The sequence below is a fragment of the Photobacterium jeanii genome (assembly GCF_001650345.1).
GTDB lineage: Bacteria > Pseudomonadota > Gammaproteobacteria > Enterobacterales > Vibrionaceae > Photobacterium > Photobacterium jeanii.
Genome location: NZ_LVHF01000012.1, coordinates 664453 through 687173 on the forward strand (window position 1 = coordinate 664453; position 22721 = coordinate 687173).

The 22721-nt window shown below is 43.6% G+C and carries 19 protein-coding genes, 1 pseudogene and 1 riboswitch; of the genes and pseudogenes, 9 read left to right on the forward strand and 11 right to left on the reverse strand.

The window, feature by feature from the left end; all coding sequences use genetic code 11:
• Window positions 1–5 precede the first annotated feature (5 nt).
• Entirely contained in the window at window positions 6–686 is a 681-nt protein-coding gene (locus A3K86_RS04370; protein WP_068328242.1) for a Crp/Fnr family transcriptional regulator, read from the forward strand.
• A gap of 98 nt (window positions 687–784) precedes the next feature.
• Here the strand turns inward: A3K86_RS04370 and dcuC are convergent, their stop codons facing one another.
• Window positions 785–2179, reverse strand: coding sequence for a C4-dicarboxylate transporter DcuC (dcuC, locus tag A3K86_RS04375; protein WP_068328244.1), 1395 nt, complete (start codon window positions 2177–2179; stop codon window positions 785–787).
• 506 nt (window positions 2180–2685) lie between these two features.
• Between dcuC and A3K86_RS04380 the strand changes: the two genes are divergently transcribed.
• On the forward strand, window positions 2686–3342 hold the full coding sequence (locus A3K86_RS04380) for a Qnr family pentapeptide repeat protein (protein ID WP_068328247.1): 657 nt from the start codon (window positions 2686–2688) through the stop codon (window positions 3340–3342).
• A gap of 77 nt (window positions 3343–3419) precedes the next feature.
• On the opposite strand, the gene A3K86_RS04385 is transcribed toward A3K86_RS04380, so the two are convergent.
• The 4 genes from A3K86_RS04385 to A3K86_RS04400 form a co-directional block, all read right to left on the reverse strand.
• Window positions 3420–3911: a phosphatase domain-containing putative toxin gene (locus A3K86_RS04385; protein ID WP_068328249.1), complete on the reverse strand. Its 492-nt coding sequence runs from the start codon at window positions 3909–3911 to the stop codon at window positions 3420–3422.
• Window positions 3912–3913: 2 nt separating this feature from the next.
• Window positions 3914–4735 (reverse strand): metalloregulator ArsR/SmtB family transcription factor, encoded by an 822-nt coding sequence (locus tag A3K86_RS04390; RefSeq protein ID WP_084406537.1) that lies wholly within the window; start codon window positions 4733–4735, stop codon window positions 3914–3916.
• Window positions 4736–4905: 170 nt separating this feature from the next.
• On the reverse strand, window positions 4906–5967 hold the full coding sequence (locus A3K86_RS04395) for an alpha/beta fold hydrolase (RefSeq protein WP_068328251.1): 1062 nt from the start codon (window positions 5965–5967) through the stop codon (window positions 4906–4908).
• Between the two features lie 312 nt (window positions 5968–6279).
• Entirely contained in the window at window positions 6280–7917 is a 1638-nt protein-coding gene (locus A3K86_RS04400; RefSeq protein WP_068328254.1) for a GMC family oxidoreductase, read from the reverse strand.
• Between the two features lie 249 nt (window positions 7918–8166).
• Here A3K86_RS04400 and A3K86_RS04405 point away from each other — a divergent pair, with 249 nt between their 5' ends.
• The gene (locus tag A3K86_RS04405) at window positions 8167–10158 is read left to right on the forward strand and encodes an SDR family oxidoreductase (protein ID WP_068328257.1); all 1992 of its coding nucleotides are present in this window, start codon (window positions 8167–8169) and stop codon (window positions 10156–10158) included.
• Window positions 10159–10284: 126 nt separating this feature from the next.
• Window positions 10285–10551 (forward strand): acyl-CoA-binding protein, encoded by a 267-nt coding sequence (locus A3K86_RS04410; protein ID WP_068328262.1) that lies wholly within the window; start codon window positions 10285–10287, stop codon window positions 10549–10551.
• A 100-nt stretch (window positions 10552–10651) separates the two neighbouring features.
• Here A3K86_RS04410 and A3K86_RS04415 read toward each other — a convergent pair whose 3' ends face one another.
• The gene (locus A3K86_RS04415) at window positions 10652–11032 is read right to left on the reverse strand and encodes a DUF805 domain-containing protein (protein ID WP_068328267.1); all 381 of its coding nucleotides are present in this window, start codon (window positions 11030–11032) and stop codon (window positions 10652–10654) included.
• Window positions 11033–11164: 132 nt separating this feature from the next.
• Between A3K86_RS04415 and A3K86_RS04420 the strand changes: the two genes are divergently transcribed.
• The gene (locus tag A3K86_RS04420) at window positions 11165–11551 is read left to right on the forward strand and encodes a YcgJ family protein (protein ID WP_232321905.1); all 387 of its coding nucleotides are present in this window, start codon (window positions 11165–11167) and stop codon (window positions 11549–11551) included.
• Window positions 11552–11628: 77 nt separating this feature from the next.
• Here the strand turns inward: A3K86_RS04420 and A3K86_RS04425 are convergent, their stop codons facing one another.
• A complete protein-coding gene (locus A3K86_RS04425; protein ID WP_068328270.1) occupies window positions 11629–12531 on the reverse strand; it encodes a LysR family transcriptional regulator in 903 nt (300 codons plus the stop codon).
• A 156-nt stretch (window positions 12532–12687) separates the two neighbouring features.
• Here A3K86_RS04425 and A3K86_RS04430 point away from each other — a divergent pair, with 156 nt between their 5' ends.
• Window positions 12688–14385: an L-lactate permease gene (locus A3K86_RS04430; protein ID WP_068328273.1), complete on the forward strand. Its 1698-nt coding sequence runs from the start codon at window positions 12688–12690 to the stop codon at window positions 14383–14385.
• A gap of 270 nt (window positions 14386–14655) precedes the next feature.
• Window positions 14656–15516, forward strand: coding sequence for a bestrophin-like domain (locus A3K86_RS04435; RefSeq protein WP_068328277.1), 861 nt, complete (start codon window positions 14656–14658; stop codon window positions 15514–15516).
• A gap of 4 nt (window positions 15517–15520) precedes the next feature.
• Here the strand turns inward: A3K86_RS04435 and A3K86_RS04440 are convergent.
• From A3K86_RS04440 to A3K86_RS04455, 4 genes and pseudogenes are all read right to left on the reverse strand, one after another.
• Window positions 15521–16408: pseudogene (locus A3K86_RS04440) on the reverse strand (DMT family transporter).
• Between the two features lie 193 nt (window positions 16409–16601).
• Window positions 16602–17093: a hypothetical protein gene (locus tag A3K86_RS04445; RefSeq protein WP_068328281.1), complete on the reverse strand. Its 492-nt coding sequence runs from the start codon at window positions 17091–17093 to the stop codon at window positions 16602–16604.
• Complete coding sequence (locus A3K86_RS22625; protein WP_068328284.1) at window positions 17090–17914, reverse strand: M23 family metallopeptidase; 825 nt, start codon at window positions 17912–17914, stop codon at window positions 17090–17092. Before A3K86_RS22625 ends, A3K86_RS04445 begins: the two co-directional genes overlap by 4 nt.
• Before the next feature lie 151 nt (window positions 17915–18065).
• Complete coding sequence (locus A3K86_RS04455) at window positions 18066–18569, reverse strand: ABZJ_00895 family protein (protein ID WP_068328287.1); 504 nt, start codon at window positions 18567–18569, stop codon at window positions 18066–18068.
• 498 nt (window positions 18570–19067) lie between these two features.
• Between A3K86_RS04455 and A3K86_RS04460 the strand changes: the two genes are divergently transcribed.
• Together A3K86_RS04460 and A3K86_RS04465 are read left to right on the forward strand one after the other, a co-directional pair.
• On the forward strand, window positions 19068–20273 hold the full coding sequence (locus tag A3K86_RS04460) for an MFS transporter (protein WP_068328291.1): 1206 nt from the start codon (window positions 19068–19070) through the stop codon (window positions 20271–20273).
• Between the two features lie 241 nt (window positions 20274–20514).
• Window positions 20515–20686: riboswitch (Lysine riboswitch) on the forward strand.
• 85 nt (window positions 20687–20771) lie between these two features.
• Window positions 20772–22364: a Na+/H+ antiporter NhaC family protein gene (locus tag A3K86_RS04465; protein ID WP_068328294.1), complete on the forward strand. Its 1593-nt coding sequence runs from the start codon at window positions 20772–20774 to the stop codon at window positions 22362–22364.
• The last annotated feature ends 357 nt before the right edge of the window (window positions 22365–22721 follow it).

Genomic DNA, 22721 nt, shown 5'->3' on the forward strand with positions numbered 1-22721 from the left:
CTACTATGCAGCTGAAGCCTTACCAAACAGGTCGATTTACCGACACGTTAAATGCGCTCTATGACGAATTTCGTGACGCTTTTTATCAGTGCCATCTTCACAGCCGATTTTACCAAGCCGGTGAAGTCATACTTCAGCAAGGTCAGCCTGTCGAACATCTCTACCTCGTTTCTGTAGGGCGCGTGTCAATGAACATCTCCGCGATAAACGGTCGATGCTTTCAGCTAGGTGAAGTAGATTGTGACCATCATATTTTTGGCGAAATGGAGTTGTTCTCTCAAACAGCATGTCAATGGAATGTAGTAGCAGAAGAGCAACTCGATGTTGATGTCATTTGTTTGAAATCCGTTGCCGACCTCATCACTCATCGGCCTGAATTTACCCTCTTTTTTGCTAGTGCCCTCGCAAATGACTACCAAGATTCATTAGATATTTATACTTATCGCTTACTGCACCCTATCACATACAACATTGCGTATGACTTATGGCACCGCTATCAAGATAAGGTCATTCTGGGTTCATTTGATAAAGCAGAGCAAGAAGCCGAGCGCTTTGGTACATCGAGCCGAGTCTATCGCCGCGCTGTTAAAGAATTAATCGATAAAGGGTTAATTGCGAAAACTAATGGTGAGATTAGCATTGTGGATATTGAAGCACTCAAATCCTTTATCTTTGAATGTGACTAATGCCAAGCGTATCAACACAGTGACTCGCCATTTAGGAAAAAAGGTAACGCATAAAAAAGCCTGATCTCAGCTTAGTAAGATCAGGCTTTTCACTAGCACTAAACAGCGAGCGGCAAGAAAATAATACTCAAGATGATATTCACAGCCAGACCAAATGAGATTGGTGGAATGGTGCGTTTAATCAACTCAAATGGCGATACTTTTGCCATACCCGATGAAGCAACAATTACCCCAGCAACAGGTGACATGGCACGACAAGCATTTGAAGCTTGTTGCATTGGCATTACAAGATAAACACCATTCACACCCATACCGTCGGCAATCTTAGGGATCAACTCAACGAACGCATAGAAGGCCGCGTTACCAGAACCGGTAAGAAAAGCAACGGCACCCGTTAAACCTACCAATGCTAGCATCATTGCTGTTGCGCCAAAGCCCACTTGCGATGCACTTTCAATCAACATATTGATAGCACCAATGGCTTTTAGACCTTGAGCAAACACACCAGCACCAACCAAGATCAGTACCACAGGTAATGCATCTTCCATACCTTTTACAATCGCGCTCATGCCTTCCATTGCAGTACGACCGCTACGGTGACGAATCGCTTCTAGCGCCATCGCGGTGAACAAACACAGAATCGCAATCGTACCAATGTTCATCGTCACGCCTTCAACCAAACCTAACTCACCACTGGTCACAATCAATACGATGATAGGTAACATAGGTAGCCAGCCGTAAAAGCCTGGGGCTTTGCCTTCAATCTCAGACGTACGAACATCAACGTTGTTTAAATCGACTTTATTGCTGGTGCCCTGTTGGATCAGCCCTTCTTTTTTATCCATGTATTGCTGCCAGAAATAGTGCGCAGTCGCCATCGCCAACATACTTGGGATAGCTAATGGAATTTGATATTTCAAGGTGTAGATTTCAACTGACATACCCACGTTTTCAGCAGCAATAACCGAGTCAACCGCTAACGGTGAGAAGCTGATCGTCGCCGTAGTTGCAATCGCAGCAGCAATAGAAATTGCAGGCAAGCCCAAAGCATTAAGCACAGGGAAAAGTGTCGACATCAAAAGGACAGCAAGACTGGTTGCACCAAAACCTGCAAGCGAGATGAAGCTACCAATCAGGAATGTCACCGCCAATAATAGATAAGGCTTATTGATGCCGCCTAACAGTCTTAGCGCATTATTGATAACAATGTCGTTGGCGCCGATGTAAGTCATGTAACGGGCATAAGCCAACAAGGCAAATAAGATTAACCCCATACCGCCAAAGCGGTTATTGAACATCAAGTTCATGGATTCAAAAATATCTAGCCAAGCGTTACCACTAGATTTTGCTTCAGGTATGACCGGCAATCCCATTGCGGCACACACAGCCATCAGTACCGCTGCACCCAAGAAGAGGGTCGCAATCGCGTTATACTTTTTTAGGATGGCAAAGCCGACTATAGAGACGACTATAACGGAGATAAATATGCTCATTACTTCCTCATAAGCAGTGTTTAATAACAACGCAGAGATATACGTTAGCGTATGCAACTAAATGTTGATTTACATCATGAGTTGCATATAAACACGTAATAGCTCGTAGGAAGTATTTCGTTTCTCAATCAATGGTCACATTTTGAAACATTCGCTTATTTTTTATGGAGATAGTTCAAAAAATAGCAGGCACTACAAAAAATCATCACAGATACCTGTAGCGAATTACTACTCGCAAAGTAACCTTGCTCATCTTTCCATAAGGCTCATGGGTTAGTTTTTCATCTTAATAATCCCATCACCATCACAGATTCAATATTGATATAAATTATTTTCTGAATACGCCCAATCGACCAAGAGCGCGTTCGTTTAACCACTAGCTATTTTGACGCCTTTAAAGGGGTAATTTGAGCATTTTTAAACTGCTGTTTTAAAAGGATTTTAATTACTGGTTTTTTACCTGCCGTTCACGGTAGTCTTGCGAAGCAATTTACACGGAGTCTACTATGCACGCGAAAAATCAGACCTTTCATCAAGCCAGTTTTGCCCAACAAGATTTGCAAGATGCCAAATTTGAAGATTGTCATTTCTATGAGTGTGACTTTAATCGAGCGAACCTTCAGGATGCACAATTTGTTAATTGCAAATTCATCGAGCCAAATGGCGTTCAAGGCTGTCAATTTGATTACGCCAACCTACGTGATGCCAGCTTTAAACAATGTCAGCTTGCAATGGCCAACTTTAGTGGCGCAAACTGCTTCGGTGCTGAATTTCGTCAATGCGATCTCAAAGGCGCAAACTTCAACAAAACCAGCTTTGTGAATCAAATTAGCCACAGCAGTTACTTTTGCTCGGCTTACATCACGGGTTGTAACTTGTCTTACGCAAACCTTGAAGATCAGCGCCTAGAGAAATGCGATTTATTTGAGAACCGTTGGACAGGTGCTTCCCTTTTTGGCGCAAGCTTTAAAGGCTCAGATCTCAGCCGAAGTGAGTTTTCTGAAGACTGCTGGGGACAATTCAATATTGAAGGGTGTGATTTAAGCCATAGTGAACTCTACGGGCTAGATCCACGACGTGTTAATTTACACGGGGTAAAAATCTGTGACTGGCAACAAGAACAACTATTAAATACATTAGGCTTAATTGTTGTGCCGGATTGAATAAATACACAAAAGGCACGTCGAAACGTGCCTTTTCTTAAAACTAATTAGTCAGTTAGCAAACCCTAACTAAGCCATTACTTAAAAGTGGCGATGTAATCAATATGAGCTTGACGAGTAAACGCACCCGGACGCAGCGCTTGAATAGCAGGGACTAACGTATCAACCGCCACTCCACGCTCTAGCATAATGCGAGCAGCAATCAGACCTGTACGACCAGAGCCACCTTTACAATGCGCAACAACATTATCACCGTTATTCAGTGCTGCTTGCGCCGCTGCATTTGCTGCCGCCCAATTCGCTTCAAAACCCTCAGCAGGAGCACAATCATCTTCAATCGGTAGATGGAACCATGTAAGCCCTGCATCTTCACACGCTTTTGCGAGTGCTTGCACGCCATTCTCTGGCAGCTCATCGCTTTCAAGTGCAGTAAGCACAACGGTCGCACCCGCCGCTTTTAGCTGTTCAATTGACGATGCGAGATCCGCCTCTTTCGTGCCAGGGCAAGGGGTTAGTAATAGGCTACCAGCGCCTTCAAGTGGTAGTGTCCAAAATGGGTGTGTCGCCATAATTATTTCCTTAGCTCTTTTTCAGAAAGATACATCTGATACTTTTCCGTCAGACCACTATAGCCACGGATTTTATCTAATTGTGGCTTACGACGCTGTTTTAGCTGCATCAAACGGATCTTTTCTTGATTAATCAGTGCTGAGTTTCCGTTTCTGACTGTTGCCAATACATGGGTGATCCATACTGGCAGTGTGGCTGGGAAATGATAGTAGATCCACTGCCCTTCACGATGATCTTGCAAAATGCCAGCATCGCGCAACAAAGCAAGATGGCGAGAAACCTTAGGTTGGCTAACTTCCAACACCTTAGTTAAATCACTTACCGACAAAGCATATTCATCTTCAATCAACATCAAAATGCGAAGACGAAGCGGATCGCTCATGATCTTAAACAACTCAACCGGACCAATCGCATCACTCTGCTGCTCACCGTTTAACAGTAAGAACAACGCAATTTTGGCTTTGAGCTGTTCTGCGGTGTTAAAAAATGCGCGGCAGCCTTCTTCTGCCTTAGGATCTTTAAAATCCCAATGGATCAAAGCATCCGAGTCGGTAAAGAGTTCACATTCATTACTGGCTTTATCGCACAGCGTGATCACAACATCAAAGTGCTCATCGCTGAGCGATTCAGCTGAAATGCTTGAAAGGTTATCACTATTGACTCCTTCCGCTGCTAATACCTCATAAACGCGCGGATCAACCCCTTCAGGTGATGTGCCCGCACTCATTACCAGATAATCATCCCCAGCCATATCACGCATCAGCGCTTCTGCGAGCTGCGAACGTGCTGAATTTCCAGTACAAAGAAATAGAACTCGTTTCATGCTTACTGCCATTTAGTCAACGTAGTCAGAATAGTATCCTAAACTCAGTGGAACTCAATATACATACGGTTTATTACATATGTGCTAAATCATATATATTTAACCATATGTAATATGACCCGTCTAGAGAGCAGCGAGCCGTTAACCAATTCCCATGAAAAATTGGTGTCCTAATCAGGAGAGTTAACCAATACCCAAGATTGAACTTGATGAAACACTTGGGGGTGATTTAACAACCCTAAATGACTGATGCCACCACCTACCCAAATATTATCGACAGGAAAACCTAACCGTGGCAAAGCACCACGCGATTCCCCCATCGCACTGGCGACTGGCACTAAACCATCCCCTAGCAGACGATTTTTTTCATCGTTGATATCGACACCTAAACAGCTAGCAGCGGCATAACAGCTTACACCTTGAGGTAATGGGATATGCGGTAGAGTAACTTGTGGTGAGTCTTGCCAAGCTTGGTGATGAATGACACCACGACTGAGATCGCGGCTGCCGTTACTGCGAATATCGGCCATCGAAGAGAAAATTTTAAGTGAAGGTGTTTCGTCAATTTGCGCATCTAGCCAGCACGCAATTTTCGCTAAAGGCGCACCATTATGCGGGCTACCTAACGTCACTAAAGTATTCACTTTATCGCGCCATGACAGCTGGTGTTTCTCTGCATAGAAACACGCGCTGCGACTGACCAAGCCCCCCATACTATGACCAAGTAAAACCAATTCTTTCACTTCACAAGGCCAAGCTTGGATAAGCTGATCGAGCAGGAAGGCAAAATCTTCTCCATTTTCAGATATATGACGGCCCGTGTTGTACTTGAGGTACACAGGCGTGTACCCAAACTGCTCAAAGGCACGACCGTGATCGACTCCTTTACGCGTCCACTGCACATCACTCATGCACCAACCATGAACACAAAGCAAAATTCGAGAACTTGCATGAGGTAATTGCTCTGCGAGCGCATCTGTTGTGAGCGTCAAATCTTGCTTTTGATCTCGCAAACGCATGCGTTGTGCCAGCTTATGATTTTTAGCTAATAGCGAATCGCCGAACAAGCCATTTAAGGTAGCAACCACTGCCACCGCTTGATAGGAGTTGCTGCCGTTTTCGAGCATCTGTTTCACGGCTGACTGCGCAAGTTGGGTGTTATGACGAAGCTTACCGCCAACATCATCAAGTAAGCCTTGCAACTTGTGAGAAAAATTATCTTTAGAAAACATCTTTCACCTCATTTAAACATCATCGGCGGTAATAACACCAAGCTACCTTAAATTATAGAATTCAGCGACAAGTTTTATTAACTAATGAAATAAACGGTGAAAGAAGCAGCTATTCAAGAAGTTATCAAAATAGAAATAAAAGAATAGAAGAAAGAGGTATGAGAGAGTAAAAACCACCAGCAACGCACTAACAAATATAATTTAAAGCGAGCGCGTAAATAATTTTAGAAAATAAAATTAGAATAATCACCCTAATCTTTATAATAACAACATGCCGACTATAAACATTAAATAGTCGGCATCGTTAAATATTTACAAAGCAGTATTAACGAGTTGCTCATTATTCTCTTTTTTTGGATCTTTTGGAAGTAAAATATAGCTCGCCGCTTTTTCTGCAATCATAATTGTTGGTGCATTCGTATTTCCACCAACAAGGGTGGGCATAATTGAGGCATCAACGACTCGTAACCCTTCTACACCGTGAACTTGTAATTGATTACTCACCACAGCTTGTGGATCGCTTCCCATTTTGCAGGTACCAACAGGGTGATAAATGGACTCTGCTTTACGGCGAATAAAGGCGCGCAGTTCATCGTCGGTTTGTACTTCTTCGCCAGGAAAAACTTCTTTACCGCGATACCGATCAAAAGCGGGTTGCGCCAATATTTTACGTGATAGCTTTATCCCTTTAACCATCACTTCAATATCGTCAGGGTCCGTCAGATACCCAGCTTCAATTTTAACGGGTTGATGAGGATCGTTACTCAGTAAACTCAATTTACCACGGCTTTTCGGACGAAGATTACAAGCATGGAGTGAGTAACCATGGCGCACGGTTTGCCATAAATTAAGGCCATGATTATCTAGAAAACAAGGTGAAAAATGGAACTGAACATCAGGCTCATCAAGCTCTGGCGACGTCTTGGCAAAGCCACCAGCTTCTGCAATATTGGTGGTAAAATTGCCCTTACGGAACAACCAGTAATCAACAACACCTTTGACCGCCCTTAACATCGCGACAGGTGAAAAGCCAACAGAGTGAAAGGTTTTCTCTCTGGTAACAACTAAGCTATCTAAATGATCTTGAAGGTTTTTACCAACCCCTGGCAAATGATGAACACACTCAATGCCATGCTGAGCTAACTCATCTTTATCACCGATACCAGACAACATCAGCAGTTGAGGGCTATTGATAGCACCACCACTTAAAATCACTTCTTTCTTAGCCGTAATTTGTTGGCGATGACCATTTTGTTCGTATTCAATACCTACCGCTTTTTTGCCACTAAACAAAACCTTAGTTGTTAACGCATCTGTGATCACCGTTAAATTCGAGCGTTGCTCACTCGGTCGTAAATACCCCACGGCGGTACTACAGCGCTGTCCATTTACTTGCGTTACTTGGTAATAACCGACCCCTTCTTGCTTCACACCATTGAAGTCAGCGTTGTACTCATGTCCGGCTTGTTTTGAGGCGGCGATAAATGCCATAGAAAGTGGATTTGTTACACGTAGATCATCGACGTTCAACGGCCCACCAACACCATGATAGGTATCTTCACCACGCACCTGATTTTGTGCTTTTTTAAAGTACGGAAGCACTTCGTGGTAACTCCAACCTTGGTTCCCTAAACTTGCCCAATGATCGTAATCCCAAGCATGTCCACGTATATAACACATGGCATTAGAAGCACTACTGCCCCCCAAGGTTTTACCTCGAGGCCAAAATAAACGTCGATTATTTAATTCAGATTCAGGTTCGGTGTAATAACGCCAATTCATTTTTTTCGAGTGCATCATCCCAATTAAACCTAAAGGCACATGCACAAAAATACTGCTATCTTTCGGGCCGGCTTCAATTAAACAAACCTTAGTGAGAGGATCTTCCGATAATCGGTTCGCTAATGTACAACCCGCTGAACCCGCCCCCACAATAATGTAATCGAACATTCTTAATCTCCATCCATATAAGCGCCAGCCAACGATGAAAGTTTTCAAATAATATTAAATAAAGTGTAGTGCCTTTTTGATCAAAGTCTGCTTTATCTTGGTGCAAATTTGAAAATGCAATATGAAACAAATTTAAATAGTGATCTGTTTAATAAATTTTGAATTTATGTAAAGACAAGAGCTCTGACCAGTGTAACTTATATATCGAAAAGGAATACATTTATCAGCTGTGAATTTTAAGGAGAGCAAATGGCATATTTTCTTACCGGTGGAACGGGTTTTCTAGGACGAAACCTTATTCATCGCCTGTTGAAACGTGACGGGACCATATATGTTCTTTGCCGCAATAAAAATGCTCAACAACGTCTTGCAACTTGGCAGCAAGAAAACGGTGTTGAGGAAGGACGCATCCAAGCTGTATTCGGTGATTTAACCCAAGAAAAATTGGGTATTGCTGAGCAAGATATCGCGAACTTAAAAGGCAAAATCGATCACTTTTTCCACCTAGCGGCAATTTACGATCTCAGTGCTGGTGCTGAAGAGCAACAAGCTGTGAATGTGATGGGCACGCAAAACGCAATGGATGCTGCCGAGCTTCTAACTGCGGGTTGTTTCCATCATATCAGTTCAATTGCGGCTGCAGGTTTGTACGATGGTCACTTCCGTGAAGATATGTTCGATGAAGCGGAAAACCTCGATCACCCTTACTTCTCAACGAAGCACCAAGCAGAACGCACAGTGCGTGAAAACTGCAAAATTCCGTTCCGTGTTTACCGCCCTGGTATGGTCGTTGGTGATTCAAAAACAGGGGTAGCTGATCGTGTTGATGGCCCTTACTACTTCTTCAAAATGATCCAACGTATCCGCGGCGTACTGCCAGCATGGATGCCAACGATTGGTTTAGAAGGTGGTCGCCTCAATATTGTACCTGTGGACTACGTTGTTGATGCGGTAGACCACATTGCTCATAAATCTGAATTGGATGGCAATTGCTTCCACATTACGGATCCAAAACCATACCGCTCAGGTGAAGTTCTCAACATTTTCTCTGAAGCAGGTCATGCTCCTCGCATGGCGCTACGTTTTGATGCGCGGTTATTTGGTCTGGTTCCAAACCAAGTTAAGCAAGCTATCATGGCATTACCGACAATCAAGCAGATTGCCGATGTCACCATGAAAGACTTAGGCATTCCACCAGCCGTTTTGCAGTTCTTTACTTACCCTACTGAATTCGACTGCCGCGAAACCCAAAAAGCGCTTAAAGGTTCAGGGATCGAATGTCCTCGTCTACCTCACTATGCGCCTGCTATTTGGGATTATTGGGAACGTCACCTTGATCCTGAAATTTCAGGTGATCGCAGTTTACAAGGCCGTGTCGCAGGTAAGATCATTTTGATCACTGGCGCTAGCTCAGGTATTGGTCAAGCAACCGCATTTAAGTTGGCAGAAAAAGGTGCTGAGATGATTTTGGTTGCCCGTGATGAAGAAAAGCTGGCGGAAACTCGTGCTCAAGTTGAAGAGCTTGGCGGTATAGCGCATACCTACCAGTGTGACCTATCCAATACTGCTGATGTTGAGCGCTTAACGGCTGATATTCTAGAAATTCACGGTCGCGTCGATATTTTGATCAACAACGCAGGCCGCTCAATTCGCCGCTCGATTGCCAACTCTATCGACCGTTTCCACGACTTCGAGCGTACCATGCAACTGAACTACTTTGGTGCACTGAAGTTAACTTTGGGTTTACTACCAAGTATGGAAGCACAAGGTGGTGGTCACGTCATTAATATTTCATCTATCGGTGTACTGACTAATGCGCCGCGTTTCTCGGCATACGTTGCTTCAAAAGCAGCACTCGATGCCTTTACACGTTGTGCAGCGGCTGAATATTCTGACTTAAATGTGAATTTCACCACCATCAACATGCCATTGGTAGCCACACCAATGATTGCGCCAACCAAGATTTACCAGTCGGTTCCAACCTTAAAACCGGAGGAAGCCGCAGATCTCGTTGCAACAGCAATTATTGATAAGCCCAAACGCATCGCGACTAATCTTGGCATCTTTGGTCAGGTGATCCATGCACTGTTCCCTAAACTGGCTGAAATCATTATGAACAGCAGTTTCCGCATGTTCCCTGATTCAAAAGACAGCGACCAAGGTAAAGAGAAATCAACAGAGAAAGCATCGTCCGCTGAAATGATTGCTGTCTCTGCGCTGCTTCGCGGCATTTACCTGTAATCGCAAACAGTAACAGTTATACAACCGCGCCTGCTGCGCCTTCATAAACCAAGATGCTCAAATTGGTGAGGTATCAGCCCAGCAGGCCAATCTCAAAGACACAATTGCAATAAGGAAAAGCTAATCATGGCAGATTTACAAGCGAACTTTGAACAAGCGCAAAAGGATGTAAAAAAACTGACTCAACGTCCATCAAACGATGAGCTATTAAAGCTGTACTCACTGTACAAGCAAGCAACTGACGGTGATGTACATGGCAAACGCCCTGGCATGTTTGATTTTAAAGGCGCAGCTAAATACGAAGCATGGGAAAAACTAAAAGGCATGGACGCAGACACGGCTATGCAAACCTATGTTGAAACAGTTGAAAAGCTAGCAGAAGCTTACGCATAAGTTTCACTAGATTTATAAACGAACAAGGCAGATGCATGTGCATCTGCCTTTCATTTTAACTTTCACTTTTGGATTCAAATAGCAAGACCGACTCCGTCAGTTATTCAAATTCGATCTGGCCTTCTTTCGGGTTATCACCGTACTCATTGCTACCTGATTGGCTATCTAGCACAAAGAAGTACAGCAACACTAACGCACCAATAATTGGCAGCAACACAATTAACATCCACCAACCCGTTCTGCCTGTGTCATGCAAACGCCTTACACCCACAGCAATAGTTGGGAATAACACTGCTAGCGAATAAATTGCCCCCAACAAACCTGAACCTTCCGATGCCCCGGGCGTGTTCAATGCTTGATCTGCAAACGACAACACAAAAGCAACAATGAAGCTTATAAGGATAAAGAACCAGTATTCTTTACGACGTGCTCTGCCTTTAAAGACAGCATAATTTTTTAAAACATGAAGATACCAGTTCATGGCGTTTCCTTCTCACAACTTTTTTATATCTACTCTGCGCGACCTTACCGCAACGAACCTCACAGAAAATCGAAACTAAGATAAGCTTAATAGTCATACGTTCAGCTTTATCATTAGCAGTAAGGCAGTTATATGAAACTCATCAACCTTTCAATTTTAATGCTTACCACTTTTACCGCTTGTATCGTTTCTGCAAATAGCCCTAAACCACAAGGTAAGGTTCTCGCAGACGGCATTTTCGCACCCGAGCACGGGATCATCTGTGATCAAAAGGCAGGTTTTTGTGTTGATAGCTTTGGAATATCAATGGAATTCACAAAAATGTATTTAGGTGAAGAATCTCAAGAGAAGATGCTCAAGATGATAGATGAAGTTGGTAGCGACAATTTCGACCCACTTCATTATTCCTTTAGCAACAAAGTGTATTGCGATTCAGGTGAACGTGTTTGCTATCAAGACCGTTTCAACGAAACCAAACAAGCAGATTTCAATGCCGTCTTATTTGAAGACAAAGAATGATTTACCACAATACGCCAGCTTCTCGCGGCTGGCGTATTCCTAGCAACTTCTCGCAATAACAAACCATTCTACCGTCATCAAAAGTAGTGACTGATAGCCAAGTAGCGTTCGCGAATATGCTCAATCAGCAAACGAATTTTCTGGGGCGGCTGACGCGTAAAGGGATACACCGCATAAACGCCGAGTCTTTTCCCTACCTGCTTGGGAAACAAATCCATTAAGTCACCACGCATCAAATCATGGTACACCAAGCACCTTGGTACGTAAGCAATACCATGCCCTCCCAACGCAGCTTTACGCAATGCCGCTGCATTATTGGTAGAAAAGTTACCGTTAACACGCACAATGTAGTTGCCTTTCTCGCCTTTAAACTCCCACTCGGAAGCCCCCGTGGTTTGATAGGCGTACTTTAAGCAGTTATGGCTTGCGAGATCTTCTGGAAAATGCGGCTTACCATTACGACTAACATAAGAAGGCGCAGCACAAATAACCCATTGCGAGTCGAGAATATGACGAGCAATTAAGCTGGAGTCTTCAAGATAGCCTGTACGGATCACCAAGTCGTACCCTTCCGCAACCAAATCGACAAAGTGATTATCAAGCGACATATCTACTGTCATGCCCGGATGCTGCATACAAAAATCAGCCACAGCATCAGCCAATAGCAGATCGCCAGATATAGTTGGCACCGACATTCTCACGTGACCTGTTACTTTTTCGCCAAATCCTGATAACGCATCCACCGCTTCGACTGTTGCCTGCTTCACATTTTTTGCACCTTGATAAAGCACTTTTCCGGCTTCACTTACCGTTAATTTCCGGGTGGTACGGTACAACAACTGTACACCTAAGCTCTCTTCTAACCGCGCGATACGCTTGCTAACCACAGAGTTAGTAAGAGAATTTTGCTCTGCCACCCGACTAAATGACCCTAGCTCTACCACCTGTGCGAATAAAATTAAATCGTCTGTCTTAACCATGATTTATCAACTTTTGGAATTAATCTTTTTCATTATTTCCCTATATCAAGAAAAATGAAAGGAGTACCGTCACACTCGATTTACAAATTTGCTACAAACAAACAATAATATTGATCTAACGTTGAAACGACACAGCTGTACGAAGGAAGTAGTCCAATGAATGAGACCCTGTTAGCTTTACTCGCCTTTTCCCCGATAGTGGTCGCCGCTGTCTTACTAGTTGGCCTTAACTGGCCAGCGAAACGCGCCATGCCCGTGGCATTTGGTTTAACAGTTATCATCGCCCTCTTCGGGTGGGATATGTCTGTTAACCGTGTGCTGGCTTCAAGCTTTCAAGGCTTGATGATCACTGTTGCGGTATTGTGGATTGTCTTCGGTGCCATCTTCTTACTTAACACTTTGAAACACACCGGAGCTATCACCACTATTCGTAACGGCTTTACGGATATATCAACCGACCGCCGTGTCCAAGCCATCATCATTGCATGGTGTTTTGGTTCGTTCATTGAAGGGGCATCAGGGTTCGGTACGCCAGCAGCTATCGCGGCTCCGTTACTTGTCGCGATTGGCTTCCCTGCTATGGCGGCGGTATTAATGGGAATGATGATCCAATCAACACCTGTGTCATTCGGTGCGGTAGGTACGCCTATTATCGTTGGTGTAAACAAAGGCTTAGATACCCACAACATTACCGAATCTTTAGTCGCTAACGGTTCAACATGGGATGTATATCTTCAGCAAATCACCACTAACGTTGCCCTTATCCACGCAACGGTGGGAACATTAATGCCAGTACTCATGGCGATGATGCTGACGCGCTTCTTTGGTAAAAATAAGAGCTGGACTGAAGGTTTAGATATTCTGCCATTTGCCCTATTTGCAGGTGTTGCTTTCACAGTACCTTACGCACTAACAGGTGCACTACTTGGTCCTGAGTTCCCATCTTTGATTGGCGGCTTGGTTGGTCTGGCAATTGTAGTTACTGCGGCTAAAAAAGGCTTCCTAGTACCAAAATCTAAGTGGGATTTTGAGAGCGAAGATAAGTGGCCACAAGAATGGCTTGGCTCACTAAAAATGGATATTAAAGAGACACAAGGTAAGTCAATGAGCTTGGCTCTAGCGTGGGCACCTTATGTTCTTCTTGCTGTAATCCTTGTTGCTAGCCGTGTAAGCAAAGACTTCAAAGGCATGCTAACCGATGTAAGCCTATCATTTAGCAACATCCTTGGTGAAACAGGTATCAGCGCTGCAATCCAACCTCTTTATCTACCGGGCGGTATTCTAGTATTCGTAGCATTACTTGCAGTACTACTACAATCGCGTCAGCTAACGCCTCTTGCTAAAGCTTTTGGCGAGTCGAGTAAAACCCTAGTAGGTGCAGGTTTTGTACTTATCTTCACTATCCCTATGGTTCGTATTTTCATTAACTCAGGTGTTAACGGTGCTGACTTAGCAAGTATGCCAGTGACCACAGCAAACTTTGCATCAAACTTGGTTGGTGATTTCTTCCCAGCACTCAGCGCGACAATCGGTGCGCTAGGGGCGTTCATCGCTGGCTCAAACACGGTTTCAAACATGATGTTCAGCCAATTCCAGTTTGAAGTTGCGCAAACACTAAGCATTTCAAGTGCTGCGGTTGTTGCCTTGCAAGCTGTCGGTGCTGCAGCGGGTAACATGATTGCCATCCACAATGTGGTCGCCGCTTCTGCGACAGTTGGCTTACTTGGACGTGAAGGTGCAACACTGCGTAAGACGGTTATCCCAACCTTCTACTACCTAGTTATTACCGGCGTGATTGGTTTAACCATCATCTACGGTTTGGACATTAGCGATACGTTAATGGCAGCGCAATAACCATTACTGAATAACCACAAATTCCAATAAAAATAACCTAGCAATAGGGATCCACATTTACCGCGGCGACTTATCGACTTCCTTCAAAGTCAGATAAGCGCCGCTTTTTTTTGTTCAGCCTTTTTCCAATTATTTTTCTTCCACCAACCCATACGTGACACTGTAACCCGCATTCACTAAAAGTAACGACTTTGGCCCTTATAATTCGAAAGTCACTGCGCGAGCCCTATCACCTATACTTTATTACCAAAACCTATTCAGGCATTTGCTATGGTGATTGAAACACTCCCTATCTTTGTTGCTATCTTAGTAGTGCTTTCAGTATCAGGGCTAACAGCCGTCCTGTTTACCACCCTACTTCATCACCTCGTACATCCTGCCCGTACCGATGAAAATGCCCAGCTTTGCGCCAACCTATCAACTCGATTAGGTGCGCTTCAGGCGCTCATCTTAGCCCTTGCCTTCAATACTGTTTTTTCAGAATACAATGAGCTTAGTGAATCTATCGACCAAGAAGCGGTTGTGATTTCACTTGTTTTAGAAGATCTCAGTGAAGAGCTACCAGCTGAAAATGCACTGGCAAGCGTCGCGACCTTGGCGAACTATGTGTATGCCGTACTCGAAGAAGACTGGATAACAAAAGAGCCATTAGCCAGCAATTTAACGGCGGATTTAGCTCTATATGACCTACGGCGCTTGTTGGACGATATGCCGACATCACCAGCCATTACTGAAACGGTCAGAGAAATCGACCAGTTGCTAGATGAGATTGACCGCTTACGAATGCAACGGCTCGTTGATTACGACGATGATTTACCACCGCTGTTTTGGGAATTGCTTATTGCGCTCTACTTTCTGGCTCTACTACCAATCAGTTACTTTAAACAAACAAAAATCAGTGCCTGTTATATTGCCAGTTATGGCATGGCCATTGGCATAGTAATGTATGCTATTTTGCTTTACTCGCAACCTTTCCAGACTAGCTTAAAAGTAGAGAACCAACCTTTCGTTCGGATTTTACATACCATTGAAAATGAATACGCCAAGATCAAATCCAGCCTTGATGATCCCGATGATCTTCGTCTACCCGAGGTGAAATCATTACAGCAACCTAAGACAAGACAGAAGTAAGCGATTAGGCACTACGCTGAATAAAAGCTCGGATACGAGGGTTGGTTAAACCGCGATAAAGTAACAACGAAAATAAGATACAGGCACAGCCAAGTATTTTTTGTGCAGGCATCGGCTCTTGATACCACAACACACTCAGCACAACAGTCCAGATAGGTTCAAGGATCATAATAATTGCTGCATTGGCGGCGGTGACACGCTGTTGTCCCATTGTCTGGGTTAAATAGCGCAAACTCGTGGCGAACAACACGCTCATCGCAAACCATCCCCAAATAGCGATAGGGATTTCTTCAGACCATACTTCCACCAGTATTGAAAGCACTAGCCCCATAACGCCAGTAACGAATAACTGAACGCAAGTCAGCACCAAAACAGGAACACGCTGAGCAAAGCGACTATTAAAATTAAAATGCAGTGCCAAAAACAAAGCCGCGAGCATAAACCACACTTGGCTTACCGATCCCTGCCACCCTTGTGCCAACGACAATAGCATCAAACCAACAATGGCAAATGGTAGTGATAACCAAAACTCCCGCACTGGTCGTAAGCGAAACAGTCCCCATGCCACCAGCGGAGCCAGTAACACCGAAAGGCTCATAATAAATGCCCCTTCCGCTAAGGTATCACTAATTGAAATGGCGTAAATCCAACTTAATAACGCCCCGCCTAGCAAGCAACCCACTAACATTGAGCGCAGTAAATCACCAATCGCAACTGTCTTAAATAAGCGAAAACAAAAAGGCAATAAGATGAGGGAGGCACACAAAAAGCGTAGCCCCATAAAGCCAAATGGCGGAAGCCCTTGAATCACTTATTTCGAAAAAATCCAGCCAGCTGCGGCACAAAAAGTAGTAAACAGCAGCAATAGCTCAGCACGTCGTTCAAGAGTCATTGATGGGAAATTCCACTCTAGTGATGATAGTGAAATTTATTGTATGAGAGTTAAGGTTATTCGCAATCCGCATAATTATTTAAGTGAGTGATTTATCACAAAACCAACTCACTTTGTCATTAGCAGGTAAAGAGGCATTCAGCATAGGGGCTAAATATCGCTCTCACTAAGTCACAACTCAAATAAAGGAAAATTATGCAGTCTCATCAGGCCCAGTAAAGACATACTTTTGACCATTCCATATCAAGTACGTATCAACACTTGCTTCTGTAGGGACCTTTATTGATTCCTTTGCATGAACTTTTATATTTGGTATTAACGCTTCAACTTCAGCCGAAGGAATCGCGTAAATCATCATATCGGCAGCATCTAGCTCTCCACAGGATTCTATATGGTGCACGCTATTACTTGATCGATTAACAACAATGATTGTGTTTATAGCCTCTGGTAATTGTGCACAATATTCAGCACCATATAGATCTTTCCAAGGTGTAAAAACAATACTCTCTTTCTGTGTTAACCTTCCCTTATAAAGAATAACATCGCTAGTAAAATCAAAAGAATTAATGGCAGCATTAAATCGAGTAATAATCTTGTTGTCATCTAATGCTAAACGCTCATCTTTAGGCTGTGATGCACATCCATATGACAAAAATATACATATTGTACAGATCAAAAATCTCATTCCAACGTCCCTTTTAATACTTTCGCAGCACGATCCAAATATGTCGTAGGGTCAATAAGATCAGCCCTTCTCATGTATTTATTTGCACCTGCAGACTTATCAGTTAGATTTCCAGTTTCTTTACCTGAGTACATTTCCAAATGAAGCATCGACATTGTATTACCACTAGGAAAATGAAGCAGACCAACATTTGCTATTTGATCTCCTTTCTTAACTTTAGAGCCAACCTTCAGCTTATTCGGTAATACTGTTGCAACTTCACCGTAACGTATAACTCCTGTACCATGTTTAACTACCAATTCATAAGTCCCGTAATAAAAGTAACTAAACTTAATGATCACCCCATCCGCCATAGCGTAAATAGGTGTACCTTCAGGTGCATAAAGATCACAGCCTGCATGCTTACGCTTACCACCGCTACGATTTGAACCAAAATGTCTTGGGTGTACTTTGTAGCTCTCTTTGGGAATAAATGAGAGAGGAAACTGTAAGTTGCGGAAGTCTATTAAAGGTTTTACTTCTGGTTTCTTTGTTGGAGCAACCTCTTGTTTCACCTTCTCTCGAAGAACACGCATTGTTCGACCATTAGGATCAAATCGACCATCAGGTCTCACCATTCCTACAACTTTCTTTTGGAAAACTTTCATTGCGGCAACAGTCTTAGACTTTTCAGGGTTTCGCCCTAAAGAGCGATCAACTCTTAAAGGCTTTGTAGGCGAAATAAGATTGATAACCTGATTTAAAGCCGTTTGAACAACTTCAACATCTATATAATTATTTTCTCCACCAATCCCAACCGAGCTTCCAATTTTAACATTCATAGCTATACACCAATAATAAAAACTACCTGTTAAAATAAATCTGCGTTACTAGCAATAAACCACCTATTACTTTCTGCCTAGATACAGTTCAAAGATTTTCAATTGCCATAATGAAACTTGCTTACATTTTGTAAGCTATATCTTGCCGCTTCTAAGCACTCACTTTATCTACCGATTTTGCTTTCTTTTCATCGTTAAGTTTTCGAGTGCGGCTGCCCACTTTTTCAAAACTCCACATGACGAAATATTGAACGGCAAACATAAAAGCAGAAAAAATAATCGCCACACCAGCAATCAATACCACTTCAGCACTTAGCGTAATACTTTCCCCCATCATAGCCATCACAAAGATCACTAATAGCAAGGTCAGCATTAGGCTTATAAAAAAGCTCAACCCAATCGCTTTCAAACGCGTAATTGATTGCATCAGTGCACCTTTTTGGTAACCACAAAAATAGCCCACAATCATGGTAGGTAATAGGGTTGCTAAAATACCCAATGAACTTGGTTCTGAATCAGTATTTTCGAATATCAGCCCTTCTACAATCCCAAGCAGAAAGCCAAATAAGAGAGATACCCCAAACAAGGATAAGCCAACCTTTACCCAACTTGGTTCAAAGAAATCCCCTTTCAGTTCTGATTCAAATTCATACATTTTGTTTTTCCTTCCCATCAATAAAGCAGAAAACCAACAGCGAGCAACCAGTTAGTACCAACATAAACAGGTGCTATTAAACCAATTGGATATTGATGGCGCTAACTGATTTTTGCCAACTCACTCCGAAGAACAAAACATAATATTTCAGTCACTTACATTGATAAGATCAAGCTAAGCTGCAGTGAAATAATTTCTCTCTGCCATAATGTTTGGCTTCATAATAGCCAAATGCATACTATGCATAGCTATTGTGAGTTTTATTCATTTGTCTCATAACTTCGGTTTCATTAGACTCCGCAGCTCGCAAAATTTAGCGTATGAGGCATTGATGTTTTCACAATCACTTTTTGCGCAGTTAACACGAATGATGTTGCTGCTCATCGTAACTCTTATTGGCGTTCATCACTGTCAACCTTTGCTCGATGCACTGGCACAACATGCTGTTCATGCTGGCTGTCATCAATCAAATTCGGATTCACATTCAGAGCATCACTAATGAGTATTTTTCGTTTTCCACTTTTAGTATGGATGGGTATAGGGACATTAATTTTCAGCCTTGGGATCAGGCAATCTTTCGGTATCTTCATGATGCCAATTTCAGACACATTCCAAACCGGTCGTGAGTTCTTTAGCTTTGCTATCGCATTACAAAACTTGCTGTTTGGTGTGTTTCAGCCTTTTGTGGGTATGGCTGCAGACCGTTGGGGCGCACGTCGTGTGATCACTTTAGGCGCCATCGCTTACGGCTTAGGTTTATACCTAACTTCTCTAGCGACTGAGCCTAGTGTGCTTTACGTAACCATTGGTATGTTGGTGGGATTAGGCTTAAGCGCGACCAGCTACGTTATTGTATTAGGCGCTATCGCTAAAGTCGTACCAACTGAGCACACAGCAAAAGCTTTCGGCCTTACAACGGCTGCGGGCTCTTTCGGTATGTTTGCTGTTATTCCTGGTGCCCAAGCATTACTTACTGCTTTCGACTGGCAAACCGCTTTGCAGTGGTTCGCAGCAGCTTGCTGTTTGATGATTGCTTTTGCCAGCTTTATGAAAGTAAAACCAAGTAACCAACAAGTGGCTTCGGATGATACACAAACATTAAAAGAAGCCCTTAAAGAAGCTTTCAGCCACAAAGGCTACTGGTTGATCCATGCTGGCTTCTTCGTGTGTGGTTTCCACGTTATGTTTATTGCAACGCACTTACCAAGTTATCTCGCAGATAAGGGCTTACCTGGGAATACGGCGGCAATGGCCTTGGCTTACGTTGGTATCTTTAACATCTTCGGCTCTTACTTCTGGGGCTTGATGGGCGACCGTTTTGATAAGCGTTATGTAATGACGGCGCTGTACCTTATTCGTACTGTCGTTATCGCGGCGTTCGTAACCTTACCTGTAACAGAAAGCACAGCCGCAATCTTTGGTGGTGCTATTGGTTTTTGTTGGCTAGGTACTGTTCCGCTTACATCTGGCTTGGTTCGTCAAATTTTCGGGGCTCGCTACCTATCGACTTTATATGGATTGGTATTCTTTACTCACCAAGTAGGCAGTTTCTTAGGTGCTTGGGCCGGTGGTCGTATCTACGACTTCTACGGTTCATACGAACCAATTTGGTGGTCAACCGTGGTACTTGCTTTCTGCGCGGCACTGCTTCATTTACCGATCAATTGTAAGCCTGTTGCTCGCCTACAAGCGGCAACTGCATAATATTCACCATCACGTTAAGCATTATTGACCTAACGTAAAAATACCAAGCCAGTAGCATATAAGCGCTGGCTTTTTTATTACCCTTGCCAATAAAAGTGACAAATCCATAACCTAACTCAATCGTGACGATAAAAAATTTCATTTATCACCATGAATAAAGTGGATTATTAGATGACTAAATTATTCAACCATATATAATACTATCCCTGTAGCGGTTCATTACAACAATGAGCCCTGCCAACCCTAAAGTAGAGGCGCGCTGCCTAAAAGTATCCGAGCGGAGGGTGATTCCGATGATGCCGGGGAAAGGAGTCAGCGCCGAAGTGACTGTTGCTATCAATCTCAGTCGCTGGGTCTGTGTCGAATAGGTACAGAACTGCCATAGATTATTACTATGGAGCGCTACCTGAAGGGGTAACAAGTCATCGTTATCATGCTTTCTTAGTTACTCGTCCTTTTGGTAGATCTCCACCTTAAAGTTGTAGGTGAAACGAGATCATGAACCTTGTTGATTTTTCGGACTCTTTGATGTCCGTTGTGCCCGCGATGATTGCGGTAATTCTTGCCGTAACTACGCGACGTGTATTGCTCTCCCTTGGTACTGGTATTTTTGCTGGCGCATTAATGCTTAACCAATACTCCCCTCTTGAAGCACTTCATTACCTTACCAATAAAGTCATTGCAATTGTTTGGACCGACGGTGCCCTAAACGGTGACAACATGAACATGATTATTTTCATGTTACTGCTTGGTGCTTTAATTAGCCTGATGAGCGCATCTGGCGCAACCCAAGCGTTTGCTGATTGGGCGGCGGTACGTTGTAAAGATCGCCGCAGTGCTAAGTCTCTTACAGGCTTAATGGTATTTATCTTTTTCATCGACGACTTTTTCCATAGCCTGTCTGTTGGTGCGATCTGTCGCCCAGTTACTGACCGTTTCAAGATTTCACGCGCGAAACTAGCCTACTTACTCGATTCAACCGCTGCACCTGTATGTGTACTAATGCCAATTTCTTCTTGGGGTGCTTACATTATCGCGCTGGTTGGCGGCATTATGGCAGCACACGGTCTAACTGACCAAAGCCCTATTTCAGCCTTTGTTGAAATGATGCCAATGAACCTTTACGCCGTGTTTACGCTAGTTATGGTGCTAAGTGTTATCGCATTCCAACTGGATATCGGTCCAATGCGTAAGCACGAAGCATGGGCGCTTGAAGGTAAACTATGGGACGAATCTCGTGGCAAGCCTGCTGGCTTAGATGTTGAAGTACCAGAAGATGCTAAAGGTGGCATGATCGACATGGTACTGCCTATTTTGACACTTACTGGCGCGACTGTTTTCTTCATGGTGCAATCTGGCGCTGCTGTACTAGCTGCTAAAGGTGAAGCATTTAGCATCATTGGTTCTTTTGAAAACACTAACGTGGGTTCATCGCTAGTTTACGGTGCAATCTGTAGCTTGGTGGTTTCTGTTGCCCTAGCGCTGCGTTTGAAAATGAGCGCAGGCACTTGGATTAAAGCTGCACCTCAAGGTATCTCTGCGATGATGCCAGCTATCGTGATCCTATTCTTTGCTTGGACTATCGGTGGCGTAGTACGTGACATGCAAACCGGTATCTACCTTGCGTCTATGTCTAACGGTAACCTTCCAGTAGAACTACTTCCTGCTCTTGTGTTTATCCTTTCTTGTGCGATGGCATTTGCGACAGGTACAAGCTGGGGTACGTTCGGTATCATGCTTCCACTTGCGGGCGATATTGCTGCGGCAAGTGACATTGCTCTGCTACTACCTATGCTTTCTGCTGTACTGGCAGGCGCGGTATTTGGTGACCACAGCTCGCCAATCTCAAGCACAAGTATCCTTTCGGCAACAGGTGCAGGTTGTCACCACATGGACCACGTACTGACTCAGCTTCCTTACGCATGTTCAGTCGCGTTTGGTGCACTGTTAGGTTACCTAGCGATTGGCTACACGCAATCGACTTGGATGGGTGTTGCGGCAAGCGGTCTTTGGTTCCTTGCATTCTGCCTATTCGCAATGCGTAAAACACAATCTGTCCCTAACAAAGCTGCCGAACCTGTGATGAACTAATCACACACAGCTGTTTATAACAAACACTGTTAGCAAAACGAAGGAGCAAAGCTGTAATGGCTTTGCTCTTTTACTATCTGCAGCCCCCCCCCCCTTTCCTTACCTCTCGTAGCAACATCATGTTCTCTATTCATTTTTGACTAACCAGAAAGTTATTACCCAAAAGCTTATTCTGCATTAACACTCTTTGAATAAGTGACGGGTTAGCCTTAACTAACGTGTGAATGCTCTGTCGCTCAGCTCTATACCAATCTGGAAAATTAACTGGTCACGCTTAATCTAAAGGCACAAAAAAACCCGTTAGCAAAACTAACGGGTTTTCAGTATTACCAGCTATTAACTGAGTTCAGCTATCGG

Coding starts and splice junctions, on each gene's coding strand:
- A3K86_RS04395 (WP_068328251.1), bottom strand. CDS start 5,967: ATGTTTTCTAAAGATAATTTTTCTCACAAGTTGCAAGGCTTACTTGAT.
- A3K86_RS04465 (WP_068328294.1), top strand. CDS start 20,772: ATGAACCTTGTTGATTTTTCGGACTCTTTGATGTCCGTTGTGCCCGCG.
- A3K86_RS04380 (WP_068328247.1), top strand. CDS start 2,686: ATGCACGCGAAAAATCAGACCTTTCATCAAGCCAGTTTTGCCCAACAA.
- A3K86_RS04415 (WP_068328267.1), bottom strand. CDS start 11,032: ATGAACTGGTATCTTCATGTTTTAAAAAATTATGCTGTCTTTAAAGGC.
- A3K86_RS04405 (WP_068328257.1), top strand. CDS start 8,167: ATGGCATATTTTCTTACCGGTGGAACGGGTTTTCTAGGACGAAACCTT.
- dcuC (WP_068328244.1), bottom strand. CDS start 2,179: ATGAGCATATTTATCTCCGTTATAGTCGTCTCTATAGTCGGCTTTGCC.
- A3K86_RS04400 (WP_068328254.1), bottom strand. CDS start 7,917: ATGTTCGATTACATTATTGTGGGGGCGGGTTCAGCGGGTTGTACATTA.
- A3K86_RS04455 (WP_068328287.1), bottom strand. CDS start 18,569: ATGTATGAATTTGAATCAGAACTGAAAGGGGATTTCTTTGAACCAAGT.
- A3K86_RS04385 (WP_068328249.1), bottom strand. CDS start 3,911: ATGGCGACACACCCATTTTGGACACTACCACTTGAAGGCGCTGGTAGC.
- A3K86_RS04425 (WP_068328270.1), bottom strand. CDS start 12,531: ATGGTTAAGACAGACGATTTAATTTTATTCGCACAGGTGGTAGAGCTA.
- A3K86_RS22625 (WP_068328284.1), bottom strand. CDS start 17,914: ATGAATGTTAAAATTGGAAGCTCGGTTGGGATTGGTGGAGAAAATAAT.
- A3K86_RS04370 (WP_068328242.1), top strand. CDS start 6: ATGCAGCTGAAGCCTTACCAAACAGGTCGATTTACCGACACGTTAAAT.
- A3K86_RS04460 (WP_068328291.1), top strand. CDS start 19,068: ATGAGTATTTTTCGTTTTCCACTTTTAGTATGGATGGGTATAGGGACA.
- A3K86_RS04430 (WP_068328273.1), top strand. CDS start 12,688: ATGAATGAGACCCTGTTAGCTTTACTCGCCTTTTCCCCGATAGTGGTC.
- A3K86_RS04445 (WP_068328281.1), bottom strand. CDS start 17,093: ATGAGATTTTTGATCTGTACAATATGTATATTTTTGTCATATGGATGT.
- A3K86_RS04420 (WP_232321905.1), top strand. CDS start 11,165: ATGAAACTCATCAACCTTTCAATTTTAATGCTTACCACTTTTACCGCT.
- A3K86_RS04435 (WP_068328277.1), top strand. CDS start 14,656: ATGGTGATTGAAACACTCCCTATCTTTGTTGCTATCTTAGTAGTGCTT.
- A3K86_RS04390 (WP_084406537.1), bottom strand. CDS start 4,735: ATGAAACGAGTTCTATTTCTTTGTACTGGAAATTCAGCACGTTCGCAG.
- A3K86_RS04410 (WP_068328262.1), top strand. CDS start 10,285: ATGGCAGATTTACAAGCGAACTTTGAACAAGCGCAAAAGGATGTAAAA.